Source organism: Pelotomaculum isophthalicicum JI (genome assembly GCF_029478095.1).
GTDB classification, from domain to species: domain Bacteria; phylum Bacillota; class Desulfotomaculia; order Desulfotomaculales; family Pelotomaculaceae; genus Pelotomaculum_D; species Pelotomaculum_D isophthalicicum.
This window is the reverse complement of the sequence record NZ_JAKOAV010000001.1, coordinates 22,410-38,707: the sequence shown is the minus strand read 5'-3', so window position 1 is coordinate 38,707 and position 16,298 is coordinate 22,410. Positions and strand designations below refer to the sequence as shown.

10 protein-coding genes and 1 pseudogene are annotated in these 16,298 nt (G+C 50.8%); 1 reads left to right on the top strand and 10 read right to left on the bottom strand.

All coding sequences use genetic code 11. The features are described from left to right. Positions 1-21: 21 nt before the first annotated feature. From wbaP to L7E55_RS17630, 4 genes and pseudogenes are all read right to left on the bottom strand, one after another. Positions 22-1,554 (bottom strand): undecaprenyl-phosphate galactose phosphotransferase WbaP, encoded by a 1,533-nt coding sequence (wbaP, locus tag L7E55_RS00150; RefSeq protein WP_277441927.1) that lies wholly within the window; start codon positions 1,552-1,554, stop codon positions 22-24. A 119-nt stretch (positions 1,555-1,673) separates the two neighbouring features. After that, a complete protein-coding gene (locus L7E55_RS00145; RefSeq protein ID WP_277441926.1) occupies positions 1,674-2,390 on the bottom strand; it encodes a CpsD/CapB family tyrosine-protein kinase in 717 nt (238 codons plus the stop codon). Positions 2,391-2,408: 18 nt separating this feature from the next. After that, positions 2,409-2,798, bottom strand: a complete 390-nt coding sequence (locus tag L7E55_RS17635; RefSeq protein ID WP_420851982.1) for a GNVR domain-containing protein — start codon at positions 2,796-2,798, stop codon at positions 2,409-2,411. Between the two features lie 606 nt (positions 2,799-3,404). Next, positions 3,405-3,680, bottom strand: a pseudogene (locus L7E55_RS17630) (Wzz/FepE/Etk N-terminal domain-containing protein); the annotation flags it as partial. Between the two features lie 349 nt (positions 3,681-4,029). Here L7E55_RS17630 and L7E55_RS00135 point away from each other — a divergent pair. After that, positions 4,030-4,701, top strand: a complete 672-nt coding sequence (locus tag L7E55_RS00135; RefSeq protein WP_277441924.1) for a hypothetical protein — start codon at positions 4,030-4,032, stop codon at positions 4,699-4,701. 3 nt (positions 4,702-4,704) lie between these two features. Here the strand turns inward: L7E55_RS00135 and L7E55_RS00130 are convergent, their stop codons facing one another. The 6 genes from L7E55_RS00130 to L7E55_RS00105 all read right to left on the bottom strand — a co-directional run bounded on the left by L7E55_RS00130 (position 4,705) and on the right by L7E55_RS00105 (position 15,889). After that, complete coding sequence (locus L7E55_RS00130) at positions 4,705-5,925, bottom strand: S-layer homology domain-containing protein (protein WP_277441923.1); 1,221 nt, start codon at positions 5,923-5,925, stop codon at positions 4,705-4,707. Positions 5,926-5,998: 73 nt separating this feature from the next. Continuing rightward, positions 5,999-7,165: a chitobiase/beta-hexosaminidase C-terminal domain-containing protein gene (locus tag L7E55_RS00125; protein ID WP_277441922.1), complete on the bottom strand. Its 1,167-nt coding sequence runs from the start codon at positions 7,163-7,165 to the stop codon at positions 5,999-6,001. A 130-nt stretch (positions 7,166-7,295) separates the two neighbouring features. Beyond that, positions 7,296-8,486 carry an S-layer homology domain-containing protein gene (locus L7E55_RS00120; RefSeq protein WP_277441921.1) on the bottom strand — a complete coding sequence of 397 codons (1,191 nt, stop codon included), beginning with the start codon at positions 8,484-8,486 and terminating at the stop codon, positions 7,296-7,298. 37 nt (positions 8,487-8,523) lie between these two features. Further along, entirely contained in the window at positions 8,524-9,090 is a 567-nt protein-coding gene (locus tag L7E55_RS00115; protein WP_277441920.1) for a dockerin type I domain-containing protein, read from the bottom strand. A gap of 226 nt (positions 9,091-9,316) precedes the next feature. Then, positions 9,317-10,396, bottom strand: coding sequence for a chitobiase/beta-hexosaminidase C-terminal domain-containing protein (locus tag L7E55_RS00110; RefSeq protein WP_277441919.1), 1,080 nt, complete (start codon positions 10,394-10,396; stop codon positions 9,317-9,319). Between the two features lie 27 nt (positions 10,397-10,423). Further along, positions 10,424-15,889 carry a vWA domain-containing protein gene (locus tag L7E55_RS00105; RefSeq protein ID WP_277441918.1) on the bottom strand — a complete coding sequence of 1,822 codons (5,466 nt, stop codon included), beginning with the start codon at positions 15,887-15,889 and terminating at the stop codon, positions 10,424-10,426. Between the last annotated feature and the right edge of the window lie 409 nt (positions 15,890-16,298).

Here is a 16,298-nt window from a genome sequence, read left to right as displayed (position 1 = left end):
TTAAAATATTTCGTTTTTTTATTAATAAGCCCCTTTTCTTGCCGTAACCACAGCCACGGTGCGCAGCAGCAGGGTAATGTCCAGCCACAGGGACCAGTTGCGCACGTACCAAGCGTCCAATTGCACTCGTTCATCATACTCTATTTCGTTTCTGCCGCTGATCTGCCAGAGGCCGGTCAGCCCGGGTCGGACTTGGTAGAAATATTTAATATTCTCTTTATACTTTTCTATCTCTTTCCGCACGATTGGCCTGGGACCGGCCAGACTCATCTCGCCTTTAATGACATTAAATATCTGTGGCAACTCGTCCAGGCTGGTTTTGCGCAAGAATCTCCCTACTCTGGTAATGCGCGGGTCGTCCTTTAATTTAAAGTCCCTTTCCCATTCCTCACGGAAAACAGGATTCTCTTTTAAAAGCTTGTCCAGCACTTCCTGCGCGTCAACTACCATCGTCCTGAACTTATAGCACATAAACTCCCGGCCGCCCCGGCCGATGCGGCGGTGGGCAAAAACGGCGGGGCCGGGGGAATCAAGCTTCACGGCCAGGGCTATAGCGGCCATCACGGGAAGCAGAAGGAGCAGGACTACCGCGCCGGCGGTCAAGTCAAAAGCGCGCTTCAAAAAGATATTCGTGCGGCTGGCCAGGTTGTTTTTCAAACGCAACGCTAAAAAACGGTCGTCAAAGAAGTATGACGCTTCCACACCCATAACCGGCAAACCGAATAAATCAGGGACCACTATTACAGAATCGCAAACCCGCTGCAGGCGGTTTACCAGGCCCACCAGAACATTGCCCGCCAGGCCGGGAGCGGCCACTATCACATTGTAAACCCCGGTTTCAGCCATTACGTTGTCTGAATCCCGGAATCCCCCCAATACCTTCACTCTGGCGCCGCCGTTGACAGTAAAAATTCTATATTTCTTCTCCGGATCGTCATCTAAAAGTCCCACTACCCGGTAGCCCATGTACGGTTCGCGGTCCAGGGCTTGCATCACCAGTTCACCCGTCCTGCCGGCGCCCAGCACCAGCACTTTTTTCTCCCAGATGCCGGCGCGGGCGAGGAGGTTCTTCCCGGTATAACGGAAGGCCGGCAACATTACCAGGGAAAAAAACCAGATAAGGACGACGAGGGTTCGCGACACTTCCCCGCCTGTTTTGGCCAGGGTAACTATGGACAGCGACACCAGGAAGGCCAGAGTGGCGGCCTTGATCAACAGGCCGCACTCACGCCAGAAAGAATATCTCTTGGTGTACAGGCCTTCGTAAACTATAGCACCCAAAAACACTGCCGGCAGCCACCACAAGCGCTCCGGCAGGTTGGGCGGCAGTTCCGGGGGAAAAGCGCCCGAAAGCCAGGGCAATATGAAAACGCGCGCGAAATAAGCCAAAGCGACGCTAATTCCCAAGGCGCCCAAATCAACGGTTAAAACAGACGTTAATTCGATCACTTTCCGCAGTTGCAGTTTCAGCGGCCGCGGTAGTGTTGTCAACAATTGGGCGGCGCCTATTGTGGCGTTATGGACGGTTGCAACCCGGCTTTCATTGGGAACCATTTTAGAACCACCTCATTTTTCCAGGACCATAGTCCCATTTCTTCTATGAAATAAGTCCTAAATTCATGATAAAAAAATCAAGCTTGCTCACATTGCGCCTTGTCACATGTGGATAATGCTTAAAGCACCACTTCTTTTGACGGCTTGTTCCTGCTCTTGTAGTAGTAATAGTAGTGGTAGTCCTCACTCTTCATTTTTACCTCGTTCAGCACCACCCCGATGATCCGGGCTTTGGCCTTTTTCAGCTGGTTCTTGGCTTCCTTGACCATATCTATCTTGGAGACGCCCGATTTCACCACCAGCATTACGCCGTCCACCAGCGGGGCCAGCACGGAGGCGTCTGTAACGGCAATCACCGGCGGCGAGTCGATGAACACTATATCGTACATCCCGGCGGCTTTTTCCAGGAAGTTCTTCATCTTCAACGATCCGAGCAGTTCCGACGGGTTGGGCGGGATCGGGCCGCTGGTAAGCAGGCTGAGCCCTTCCACCCTGGTGGGTTTGATTACTTCCGCAATATCCAGGTCCTGAACCAACAGGTTGGTCAGCCCGCGGTGGTTGTCAGTCTCAAAATTTTTGTGCATCACGGGCTTGCGCAGATCGCAGTCCACAATCAGGACGCGGCTGCCGGCCTGGGCCATGACCACGCCCATGTTGGACGTCACCGTGGACTTGCCGTCCGACGGGCCGGCGCTGGTGGTCATGATGGTTTTGAAGGGCCGGTTCAGTGAAGAAAATGAAATATTTGTCCTTAAGGTGCGAAAGGCTTCGGCTATCGCCGACTTCGGTTTGAAATAAGCGTAAAGGGCACTGTTTCCGTTTCTGCTGACATGCATTTTTCTACCTCGTTCCGTTTATTCGCTTGACCGCACATCGGCCAGGGGGATCATCCCGAGCACGGGCAATTCCAGGTGCTGGGCCACATCTTCGGGATTCTTGATGGTGTTGTCGAGAAACTCCAGTAGAAAAGCCAGCGACACAGAAGCCATCAACCCCAGAACAAAGGCTATCGCTATGTTGAGCTTTTTCTTCGGCTTCACCGGCTCGGCCGGGGCCATGGCCGGGGAAAACACCACCACGCTGGTGCTGCCCAGGTCGATGGAGCGGGCAATCTGGGTCTGGGCGGTCTTGTCCGCCAGCAGTTTTCTGGTACTCTCAAGACGTTGAACCTCCGCCTGGAGACGGTCCTGTTTGGTCTTTTTATCGGTCAGCTCCGCCTGGAGCTGGTCGATCTGCTGGTTCATGACGGCAAGCACACCCCTTGTGCCCGTTACCTGAGCTTCCTTTTCCGCCTGGGCGGCCACTTTTTCATTAAGTTTTTCCACCAGGGACGTATAAGCTGGATTGATCTCCTCGCTGGAAACCACCCGGCCCTGGGTCTGGTCGTACTTCTGCACGCGGATCGTTTTCGAAGTGTTAGCCAGACCTTCCTCGAGGCTCATCTTGGCCGCCGCTATCTGCTGCAGCTCCACCTCCGCCCGGGTGAGTTCGGATTGGTATTTGTTCAAATCCTGGGACTTGGCGGCCATCTCCTGCTGGAGGATAGCTACGCCGCGGGGCTCGGAATCGAACTTCTTTAATTCCTCGACGGCCTGATCAAGTTCTTTTTCAGTTGAGCTTTTCTGTTCTTGCATAAACTTCACGGACCGCTCCATCTGCTCCTGGTTCTTCTCAGAAATAAGCTCCAGGAATTCACGACTCAAGGTGTTGGCTATGTCGGCCGCCAGCGACGGGTCTGTATTGCTCACCGTCACTTCGATAAGGTTGGAGTCTTTGGCGGCGGTAGCCTTAATTTGTCCGGCCAGACTGCGGGTAGTATAACCCTTTTCGGCAAGCCCGAGTTTATCGATCACCCGCTGCATAATGGCCTCGCTCTTGGCCTGGCCCACGTAAGTATTCATGGTGAGGACCGGGATACGTGAAATGGTGTTGACAATGGAATTAAGATCGCCCTGCTGGCCCGTCACCTGCTGCTGTTTGTCCGTGGCCTGGGTAACCAGGAGCAGGGTCCCGGCCTCGTAGACCGGCGGCAGAACAAAAAAGCTCAGGAAAGCGCTGGTAAGTATGGCCAGCAAGGTGACCAGCGCGATTAATGCGCGGCGTTTTTTCAATATTTTTACGTACACCCGCAAATCAATGACCTGTTCGTCTATTTCGACCGGGTTGTTGTGATTGTTGCCTTCCAATTGCCTGAAACCTCCCCGTGCTACACAGCCGGTAATACCGCCCCCGGCAAATAAAAACCGGCCAATTGCCGTATCACATTTCAACTGCTTTTTATAAGATTACATTCGACAAAAGAACCGGAAATCCTTCTAACATTGGCACAAAATGAGAAGCTATATAAAATTTACTTTTATTATAGTAATTATTTGAAAAATATCAGTGATCATGATCACAAAATAAAGTGTTATAATTATACAAATTTACAAACTATACAAACATACTTTTATTAGCAAGGGGGCAAGCAGTCGCATGCACGGTAAGAACTTGAAATTATTTACCATAACCATGATTGTAATAATCTTATTTTTGCAGGCGTTTGTGTTGATCCTGATCTACTCGCCTGAATACCTGTATATGGCTGCGCTTAATTATATTTTGCGTCCCGGCCGGGAACAGATAGCGCTGCCGGGCGGCGAGGCGGTCCAGGGTAAAACTGGACTGCCGGCGGGTGCAACCGGCCCGGCCGATCCGGCGGCGTTTCCGGAAATCGCGGCGGCGACCGAATGGCCGGCCTTTACCGCGCAAGCCGGCAACTCATCCTTTGAACCTGCGCAGTATTATGAATACTGCCGCATCGTAAGCAAGTACCAGGCTGAATTTATTTTGCTGCAGGGCGAATATGAGCAAAAGCTGGGCGAACTGGTTAATTCCGCACTTCAGGAGTACCGGCAGAACGGCGGCAAAAAAAACCTCTCACTATTGAAAATGGCCGACAAGTATATTGCCGCCGGCCGCTCCCAGGAAAAAGAATGCGACCAACGCTTTGACAGCACGCTGGCCGCAATGGAAGCTGAACTACAGGCCTGCAACCTGCCTCTGGACATCACAACAAAAATCCGTGACAGTTACATTGCCAGAAAGAACGCCCAACGCAGGCAGTTGATGGCAAAGGCCATGGCACAAATGCGCGGCGCGTTGTAATTTTCACTGTACTGCCGCTACTGCCGCCAGCCTTTTCAGTATGACCAGCGCTTCCGCTCGGGTGGCCTGAGCGCCCGGCTTCAGGAGGCCGCCCGGATAACCCGTGACAATCTTTTTATCCACGGCGGTAGCCAAGAAAACTGACGCCCACCCGGATGTTTCTCCCTGGTCTTTGAACGGCGCCAGTACCGCTTCCGCCGCCGGACCATCCAGCAGCCGGCCGCCGCCGCGCACATAGCCGCGCACCGCCATGGCGGCAAGTTGCTCGCGGGTTACCGGGCACTCCGGCTCAAAGGTTTCCTGACTGTACCCCTGGACAATGCCGGCCGCGACAGCCGCGTTTACGGCGCTATAGTACCATTTGTCAGCACCGACATCGTCGAACACACGGTTACCGCCTTCCCCGCCGTTGATCGCCAGCAGGCGTACCAGCATGGCCGTAAACTCGGCCCTGGTTACGGTATCGTCCGGCCTGAACCGGCCGTCCGGATCACCTTTGACCACCTGGCGGGACGCCATTGACTCTATATCGCCTGCGGCCCAGTGGCCGGCAATATCCTTGAACATGGGAGCGCTTGAAGCAGCGGCATCAGGCGCGCTGCCAGGCGTGCCGGTAGCGCCGGATGAGCCGGAGTTGCCGGAACTACCGGCACTACTGGTACTGCTGGTACTGCCGGTGGTAGACGAGCTTGCCGAGTCTCCGCCCGAACTGGTGCCCGTGGATGATCCCGAGCCTGACGATGCGCCGGACGAACCGCCGCCGGACGACGATCCCGAACCACTACTTTCCCGCTTTATAATCAGACTCTTGACCGTATCGTAAAAACCCCTGAACTCCTGCGGAATATTCCCGGCAATCGTCTGCTGAATTTCCTGGCTATAAACTTCTCTGGCCGCATCCAGAACGGCCTGGTTCTCCGGCGCCAGAAGGGTGGCGGCCATAGCGCGCCGCATGACTGAGTCGAAATTGCTGTCGCTCACCGTTTCCCCGCTCAGGTAGCCGTCCAAATCGCCGACCCAGTTCCGCAATTGCGTATCGGTCACTTTGCCGGTGCCCGTAAGGCGGTCAAAAAACTGCCGGTAACTGTTTTTTAGCTGGTCATAATTGTCCGACAGCGTACCGGCAGCAGCGCCATACACGGGGATAACGGCCAGCGCAACAAGAAAAACCGCAAGAAACATTTTTCCCCTGGAAATATATTTATTTTTAATATTATTAAACAAATTTGCTCCCTCCGCTTTTTACACTACCGGAGTTCATGTAGACCCAGTAGTCGTATTGTGTTGTAGGTTTACATCAATTAGCCGTCGCTCCGTAATTCGTTGCGATCCACCCGAGATCGGACAGATCCACTACTGCGTCCTCGTTGATATCGGCCGCACTGTAAGGCGCTTCACCGCTTTTTTTATACCCGTAATCACTGCTCAAGATCCCCAAGTCCGCCGTGTCAATCTTGCCATCTCCATTCAAATCGCCGGCCCGCATGGTCAATTCCGGAACCACGGCGATTTGGCCGGGCATTAACTGGACCTGTATCCCTTCAGACAGGTATTTATCGGAAACAATTTTAATAATACGGCTGCCCGCAGGCACATTTTCCAGTTTAAAACTCCCCTTTTCATCCACTGATGCGTCAAACTCCCGCCCATCCAGTTCCAAATACACCCTCACTCTTCTCAGCGCCGTCGCTTCCTGGCAGACCACCCCCTGAATAGTTCCTCTTGCGGTATCGTATGTAAATACAGCAGTATCACTGACTGTGTTGTTTTTTACGGCAATTGCACGCAATGTTTTCGGCCCGTTTGCCATACTAATTTCAATTGGTATTCCGGTATAGAGCGTACCGGATGTCGTGGGTGTGCTACCATCCAGCGTATAGTAATATTGAACACTTTTCAGGAAGCCGCTTATATTTACTTTTAAGGGTCCTCCATAATTAGTCAGCCGGCTATTATTTGATGGGGGATCGGCAATTACCACATGGCCCAGGATCACCGTCTTAACTGCATCATAAAAACCAGCCAAAGTACCACTCACGTTCCCGGTGCTAAAATATTCATTTAGTTCCTGGTTGTAGGCAGATATGACCGCGTCGTAGACAGCCTTGTTTTCATCAATAAAAAGTGTGTTCAACAGAGCGTTGGTCATATATGCTTTAAAATTTGTCTGGGTTACAACCTCGTTCCTGTTTGCCAGGTAGTCGTCTATATCCGAAAGCCAGTTCCGGATCTCGTTGTCACTGACCATTTGTGTGTCAAGAAGGCGCTGAAAAAACTGCGGGTAAGTATTTTTCAGATCCTGATAGTGATCATAGAGAGGACCGGCCGAAGCAGCCTGCACCGGTGGAAAAAAGAAAAACAGCACTGTCAGGCTGATAACGGAAGCTTTCATGAAACACTGGATCATTACTTTTCCGGCCGCGCAATAATCAATAATAAGAGCTTGTCCTTTAGCTTTTGCCATATCAGGTACAAATTTCTCCTTTATTTTAACTACGGGGATAGAAGTCAGCCAATTTATTTATCTTTCAGGGACAGCCGGGTATTCAGGCTGTCCCTGAAAGCTTTTGTGCAATTAAACCAGACTACATTACTTATAGCAGCCCGCCGGCCTGCATAAACCTCTTTAACAGGGTAGCGCCTTCAGCTCTTGTAGCAGTGGCCTGCGGGGCAAATGTATCGTTACTGCGCCCCTTGACCAAACCTGCTTTAATCGCCGCGGCAGCGCTCTCTCTTGCCCAGTCATCGATGTTTGCCCGGTCTTTGAACGGCGCCAGGCTTGAATCAATCTCTCCTGTCGCCACAGGCTGCAGCTTGCCCGCCTTGATCAGAGCCCGCACCAGTATGGCCGCAATCTGCTCCCGGGTGACCGTGTCTTCCGGGCCGAATTCATCCGGATTGTACCCGCTCACCAGGCCGCTCTGGAAGGCGGCGGCCACCTCACGGTAATACCACTTGTCAGATGTCACGTCTTTAAATGCAACCGAGGCTCCGTCTGTGGAAAGGCCCATTGCCCGCACCAGCATGGCGGCGAACTGTGCCCGCGTCATGTTTTCCTCCGGGGCAAAACTGTCGTCGCCGACACCGACCATGATGTGTTTCGCGGCCATAAACTGGATATCCGCATATGCCCAGTGACTGGACGGAACGTCAGAATATGTCTTGCTGATGTTCTCATGCGCAGGATTGTTTGACGGTGTCGTGGTTCCAACCGGCGCCGCACTACCGCCACCGCCGCCTGATGTGGTGCCGCCTGATGTGGTGCTGCCTGATGTGGTGCCGCCTGATGTGGTGCTGCCTGATGTGGTGCCGCCTGATGTGGTGCTGTTGTCCTGATTCGTGCTGCTGTCCTGATTTGTGTTGCTGTTTTGATTCGTGCTGCTGCCGTTAGATCCGCCCGCAGGGCTGGCAGATTGCAGCGTTAGATTGACTGGACGGGTATCGCCGGATTGCCAGTCTACGCTTTCTGCCGCATTGATCACCACTCCACCTGTATTAACCCGAAAATATACTGTTTTACCGGGTTCGAGATTATTTCCCTGTACCACAAGTTTCCGCCCCGTCCCTGCCTCTCCATAAAACCCGTTGCTAAAGGCTATAGAACCACAAACAACACCGTCCACCACCGCCTCGAGGGTGCCTGACGGGACGGAAACACCGTCGTTGTATTTGACGCTTCCCCAGTAAGCAGCGGGAAGCATAGGCTCGGCAGAGGCAAGAGCTGGTAATAATAAAAGCAAAGATAATAAAACATAAATAAGAAGAATAATTCTATTCTTAAACATGCCAAAATCACTTCCATTAATTTAGAATATATTACCATTAATATACTGATTTATTCCAATTTTGCAGCATTATACTAAAATCCAGCCCGCCTGTTGTTTTATCCCCGTTGAAATCACAAAGGTTGTTATAGCCGCTTTCCCCCTCCTTTTTATTCCAGGCAGCCAGCAAGGCAGAAAAATCAAGTCCACCGACCATACCGTCTCCGTTAACATCTCCAATAATGCCGGCAGATTGCAGCGTTAGATTGACTGGACGGGTGTCGCCGGACTGCCAGTCTACGCTTTCTGACGCATTTATTACCCTGCCGCCTGTGTTAACCCGGAAATATACTGTATCACCGGGTTCGAGATTATTTCCCTGCACCACAAGTTTCTGCCCTGTCCCTGTCTGTCCATAAAACCCGTTGTTAACGGCTATCGAACCACAAACAACACCATCTACCACCGCCTCAAGGGTGCCAGATGAAACTGGAACGCCATTGTTATACTTGATACTACCCCAGTATGCCGCGGGAATCATCGGTTCACCGGGGGCAAAAGACGGTACCGAAAAAAACAATGACAACAATATACAAATAAAAATTGTGCTTCTGAACTTACCCAAACAATTAACTTCCATTATTTAATACTTATTTTAAATTTAATACAGAATTGGACAGGCTTCCTAGCGGTAATAAATAACAACTAAAACATATGAACGGAATCAGCAGTCCATGCAATATTATGGCAAAGGAAAAAGACGCAGGGAAATAATACAATAAAATGATTAAATTGTAATAATTACCCTGCGCTTCCTCGTCACAATAACCTGTTTGTTTCACTGAACTAATCTAAGGTATGGTAGCGCCTTTTTTATTCCAGTTCTGCAATAACAGGCTGAAATCCAGGCCGCCTATTGATTTGTCTCCGTTGAAATCATTGAGCGGGTTGTATCCGGACTGTCCTTCACTCTTATTCCATGCCGAAAGCAAGGCAGAGAAGTCAAGGCCGCCGATCATGTCATCACCGTTAGCATCGCCAACCAGTAAATTGACCGGACTTAAGTTTACTGTTGAACCGGCAGAAACTGAAACGCCGTTAATTTTACTGCTCAGGTACTTATCGCTTTTGATCATAACAATGTAAATACCCTCCGTCACATTGTCCATCTGGTAAGAACCATCGTTTAATGTTGACGTACTGCTTATTTGTTGACTACCGCTAAGCAGAATGACATTTATTCCAGCAAACTTGCCGGCACTGAGGCCTTGTGGGACTACCGAACCTCTTACGGTACCGCCGACGGCCTTGTTGATGGTGAATGCCGCGCTTGTTATACTGCTCCACAGTCCCGTACTGCTGTCGTACACGGCTGCTTTTACTGTCCCGGACGCTGTCAGCGTGAACGGCGTTTTGTATACTGTGCCGCTCAATGTCGGATCGCTGCCGTCCAGGGTGTAGTACGCGTCGCAGCCTGACGCTATGTTGTCGATCCCTACCGTCACGCTGTTGGTGAATATCCCGCCGTTCGGGCTGAACGCCGGCACCTTGGGTAAAGAAGCTTTGTTAACCACAAGGTCAAGCCTGACACTAGTACCGCTTTGCCATTCGACAGACTGTCCTGCTTCAACACCGTTTACCATAAAACAGACAATTTTGCCTGGGATGTTTTCCGGGTATTGAACAACCAGCTTCTGCTCCCCAGTATTTGGTGAGCCGTAAAAGCCGTTGCTTATACTTGTTTGTCCACAAATGGCCCCGTCGATAACCGCTTCGATGGTGCCCGTCTGAACCGGATTACCATCATCATATGTCACGCTGCCGTAATATGCCGCCGGAAGCGGCGGTGTGTCGCCGGCCGCTAAATGCGGCGACACACCCAGAAGCATGACCAGGAGCCCCGCAATCAATAGTAAGGCCCTCTGCATCATTCCACCTACTTCCTTGCAAAACATACTTTATTGATCAGCAGCGGCGCTACTACCACTATACAAGGATGTGATTTTCTTAACCGGAGTATAGCTAAATCCGGTCAGTGTCCCACTTTCCTTCATGTATACCCAATACCCACAGCCGGCTCTCATCCAGGGCTTATAGCCGGAAGCATCGGAATCAGGCACATAGGACCACGCGTCTTGCATGCCGATACCGGGGCTGACTGCCTGGGTATATTTACCTTTGATGTTAGCCAGGACCTGATCCAACTTTTTACTGTCATTATAGAATCCGCCTTCGGCCAGGTCGATAGCCGGGCTGATCAGGTTCCACCCGGGGTTCATCGCACGCGTATAAGGACCGCTGGGGTTGCGGTACGGGCAATGCTTGGTGTAAGTATAACCTTTAACCTTTACATATACCGCTTCCATCGGCTTTACGTAAAAGTTTGGATTTGCAGTGCCCAGCCCCTTGTCGACATACCATTTTCCGCTGGCGAGATCCTTGAAAATCGGGAACCACTTTTGCTGCGAGTCATCGAAAAGATAAGCTATTTCAATATAACTCGGGTCACTGATCAATTGATCCAATGAACTGCGCTCAAGAGCAACAGGAGTTGAAATGATGTTCCAGCCGCGCTGCAGGCAAGTGCCGAAATACGGTAAAGGCCCGACCCTCATGGTTGCGGCTGCGCTTGTCAGGCCGCTTTTGGAAGCCGTTAGACTTACATCACCTTCAAACGTCTTACCCTGATCCGTATCCGGGGCTTGATAGAATACCGCGGTGCCTCTTACTCCCTTCGGGATAGTGCACGTGGTAATCTCCGTGCCGCTCCAGCTATTGGCATAGAAGGCTCCTTTATCGGCGGCCAGGGTGACTGTGGTGTCGCTTATGGCCATAACCGGACGCCCTTTTTCGTCAATCAAGAATACTCCCACCGCTTTGCGCTGGTCCGGCTCGATGAAGCTTTCTTCAGCCATTACATATTGCTGTTGATTTTCGTCCCATATATAACCATATTGATTGTGAATGGCAAGACCTGCTGAATTCGCGGCATATACACTGATGTCGTAGTTGCCGTCGACCAGGCCGCTCGCTTTCGCATTCACGGTCGCGCTGCCGGTGCCGTCAGCCTTAATGTAGAGATTTACAACGCCGCCGTGCTCAATGTCGTAATAGCCGCTGCCGCCGTCTTCCTGCTCATAACCCGGGAAGCAGTAATAATAGTCGGGATCAAAGGCAATCTGGGTAACGGGCATAGTCATTACTTTGTCCAGATAGAATTTCCCGTAAACCGATCCGGAGACTGTGGACAGGTTTACCACCAGCCTGGAAGGTTGCGGCACAGGGTTGCCTTGCGCATCGACAATACTAACCGTCATTGGGAAAGGCATACCGCTCTGCAGATCTTGCGTGTCGCCGCCAGGTCCTGCTACTTGCCAGGTATCACCACCGGCTACTTTTACATTGTAAACATTATAATCCTTTACCTTCACCTGCAACCTGCTTGAGTTTGCAGGATACACTTCCGCCGGGGTCAGGCTGCCGTTGACCGGCGCGGCATTCAAGCCAAGGTACAGGCTGTAGTTCTGCCCGGTTGTCTTGGTATCGTAGTAGTAGACAGAAGCGCTGTCACTGCCCTTGGGTATAATTATCGATGTGACCGGGGAGCCGTCGGGTGTGCCGTCAGCCTTAATGCTGCTGTAGAATTTGCCTGTCGTTGAAGGCGTGCCGTCACCTGTCTCCGTGTAAAGATTTACGGTCAAGTCACTTGCCTGGGGCACAGGATTGCCATACTGGTCGATAACCTGCACATTGACCGTCTCGGCCTTGCCGGCAGTGAAACACAGGCAGCTTTGGTCGAAGACTACTCTGACCCCACCGGCGGCATTGGCATTCACCGTAAAGGTATTGCTGGTTACACTATATCCCAGCAGGCTGCCCGTCAGGGTGTTTTGCCCGGCGTTCAGCGGAGCAAAATAAATGTCCACGCTGCTCTTGCCGGCGGGAATAGTAAGGTAAGTGATGCGGTGCCAGTTCCAATCCTGATCCGGATACCACATGGTAGGCAAATCCCAGCCGCCGACGAGATCACTGTAGAAGTTGCCGTATTTGGCATCCAGGCCTACTTCCAAGCCGTAATTGTACTCGGAAGGCACGGTGTAAACATTGCCGCTTTTATCTTTCAGCGTAATTGTCACTTTGCCGCGCTGGTTAATCAGCCAGCTTGTTTCCGGGGAAGAAAGTTCAATTGCAACGCTGACGGCAGGGTTTGCCAGCACTTTCAGGGTGGCCGAGCCGCTCTTTACTTCATACGTTGAAGCTGATACTGTTACTTCGCCCGGCGTGGTATCGGTATAGTAAATATACCTGCCCTGACTGTAATTGTAATAATAATCTTGCATAGTCAACTGGGTAATCCTGTTGCTAAGCCAATAATCGCTATAGAATTTACCTGTTGCCGAAGTTGTCCCCAGTTCCAAGGTAAGCGGTGTGCGCTGCGGTGCAGCCGGGTTACCGTACTGGTCAACCAGTTGAACGGCCAGAGTGAATGCATCGCCGGCCTTTTGATAGGTCCCGTTAACCGGCTTGATGGAAACCTTACCGGTTTCAAGGGGGTTGATGGTGACGCCGGTCTGGGCGCTCTCCAGGTTGCCGCCTTCGGCCTCGATATTTACACTATAGTTGGTGCCAATCGTAGAGGTGGTGTCCTGATAATAAAAGGTGGCGCTGCTCTTCCCGGCGGGAATTACCACATGGTCAATAACATTGGAAGTCGGAGCGGTGCTTTCGGCGATGTCGCTGCCGATGCTGGCCAGGGCCGTGCTCCAGTTCCCGCTGATATCGACCTGCATGCCGCCGGTGTTGTTAACCAGTTCGTCAATTTGTGAGTAATTGGCATCATAAGTGTTCCAGATGGCATATACGCGCGCGTCATTAGCGCGTGCATTAGCTTCCGTTGAAGATTCCAGGCCGTTGTCATCGCCTTGTTCATCAGTCACGACAATAATATATTTTTCCGCGTCGCTGCGGAAGGGATAGTTCAACGCAGCCTGCACAGCCCCCATGGTATACTCGGTGCTGCCATTAGTGTTGTTGGACGTCGCCAGGATCGACTGGCTGAATTCATTGGCATTACTGGTAAAGAGGTTTCCATTGCTAAACGTATTCAACACCGTGCCGGTATAGTCATTGTAGCGCAGGTAGCCCAGGTTGTAGTCCATGCCGCTGGACGCCAGCTGGTTGCAAAACTCGGAAATATTGTTCGCCACGGCGTTTTGTTTGTCGGACATAGACCCGGTGTTGTCCAGCACCCAGACGATGTCCGCCTTGCGGTTGGGTGTGTTAAGCACTTGCGCGCCGTAAACCTGGCCGGTGACTGAATCGCCGTTGTTCTGGAACGCAGAGAGATTGACGGTAAGTTCACTGGTTAAGTTAACAGGGTTACCGTACTGGTCTTTCACGTATACCGTCACCTTGCCGGGCTGCCCCGCCAGGAAGCTCAAGGGACCGCTCATTTGCAGTCTGACCCCGCCGGTCGGGACGATATCTATTTCCAGCTTGCCGGGCGTGGTATTACCATTTCCCTGAACCATGGCCGAAAGAACATTCTTGCCGGCGCTTGCCGGGGCAAAATAAACATCGGCGCCGCTCTTGCCAGCCGGTATATTTACCACCCTGCCGCCGTAGTTCCAGATATAAGAAAGCTCATTGCCGCCGACCGGGTCGTCATAATAATTTCCGTCCGGGTTGGCATTTAAGATCACATTGATGCCGCCGGTTAACTCATTTGGTACAGTGTAAATGCCGCCATTTGCATCTTTGAGGGTGACAGTTACTTTACCGCGCTGTTTGAGAATCCAGTTCGACATGCCGGAAGAGATGTCGACAGATCCGGGCAGCGGAAGTACTTTAAGGCTTGCCGTTTCGGACTGGAGATAGTATACCTCCGCGGATACTGTCACGTCACCTGCCGTAGTGTCTTTGTAATAAACTGTTTTGTTCTGACCGTTTGATCCGGTCCACCAGTCATACGGGAAGGTTATTTGGGAAATTTTTTCTTCCGCATAAGAATCCTCGTAGAAACTACCCGTACCTGACGAACTCTTTAAATCAGCCGTCAATGAAGTCGGGTAGTTACCGGTATACGGCTGGGCATTAGCCGGGTTGCCGTACTGGTCGAGCAACTGGATGTTCAAGGCAAAAGTATCGCCGACCGGCTTGGCCGCACCGTTGGCCGGAACAGCTTTCAGCACACTGGCGTTGCCCGGGTAAACGGATATCTCCATATTGGCACCAGTATAACTGTCCGCGGCAGCGTTCAGAAAAACCCTGTAGCCGTTGTATGACGTGGACTTGGTGTCAACATAATAGAAGATAATACTGGACTGATCTTTCGGAACCACCACATTGCCTGTGATCTCAAAGTTTGTTATGAACCCATTTTCATCTGCCTTGTACAGCTTTCCGTTGGCAGTGCCTCCGCCAAACTGGGTGGCCGCCAGGCTTACCGTCAGGTCGCTGGGCCTGTCAACCGGGTTGCCGTACTGGTCGGTATAATTGACCTGTACTTCAAACTTCCCGGGTTGCCCTACCGTCAGGCTGCCTGTATCATTCACTAAAGCCAGCCAGCTTTTCACCTGACTTGCCGGTGTGACATTGATATCCTTGGTGCTGTTGGCGTTTACACCATTAAATGAGTACGTGTACGCCGTTATTTTTTTAGTACCGGTGGACATCGGCCGGTAATAGAGAACGGCACTGGAGCTGTTTGCTTTAATATAAATACCAGAGCACTTGCTTACGTTGGCAATATCGGGATAGAATTCATCACTGTAGTAGAAGGAATCATTGACTTTGAAACTATTTACATAAACATCATAAGGCGCGTTTAATGGATTGCCCTTGCTGTCCTGCAACTCTAATGTCAACTTGTCACGCAGGTATACCTCTATAGTATCGAGATCCGGTTTTATGACGAGTTTTGGAGCGACCAGGTTGACAGAAGCAGGTCTTGCGTACGAAAGATTGCTACTCAAATAAATTTCAGCGAAATAGTTACTACCAATATAACTCGCGTTTTTAATTCCTTTAATGACGAGAGATACGTCTTGACCGGCAGCGACATTTTCCGGCACTGTAACGATCAACGTAGAACCTTCAAGTCTTGCCGGAGCCTGGTATACATTACCGCTTACCGTCATTGTCACAGCATTAAGATTAATACTGCTCACATCAAAACCCGGTGCAAACGCAATGTATACATCGTCGCTTACACTCATGCCGCTGGAGTCGCTAAAACTAAAAGTATAATCAGAAACCGCATATACTGTAGGATTTGTAGGATTATCCGCATTTACCGTCACATTGGACAAACTGGCGTAAGCCGGTACGCATACTACCATGGCCAGCAACAGTGCGAATACAAAAAGGAGCATTATTCTCTGCGCCAAGGAAATGCTTCGCAGAGAAGAAGTTTGTAAATTCACGAATGGGCCTCCCCTCTTAAAACTAAGCAATACAAATTTTTCGAAATCCGTAGAGAATATCTTCTCAAAAAGAAACTAAAACTTAAAAATCACCTCCGTTATCATTCTCTGGTAAACAGCTATCATTCTCTGGTAAACAGCCAACCTGGTGGTTGGGTTACAAGTGCCTTTACACCACCCCCCATGCAAGTGACTTAATCTACTATGCCTTAAGATTTTATCCCCTCGCCAAAGATTAAAATGTAACGGTGATCACAAAAATAAAACAATTGAAATTAATACCTCTATATAATATTACTACACAACAGAGGAAAGTCCTTCTATTTGTAGAGAAGTGTTATAAAGAAGCTATCATTATGCAATAACGAACAAAAAAGTGCCTTTGATTGCAAAGACACTAATATAACAA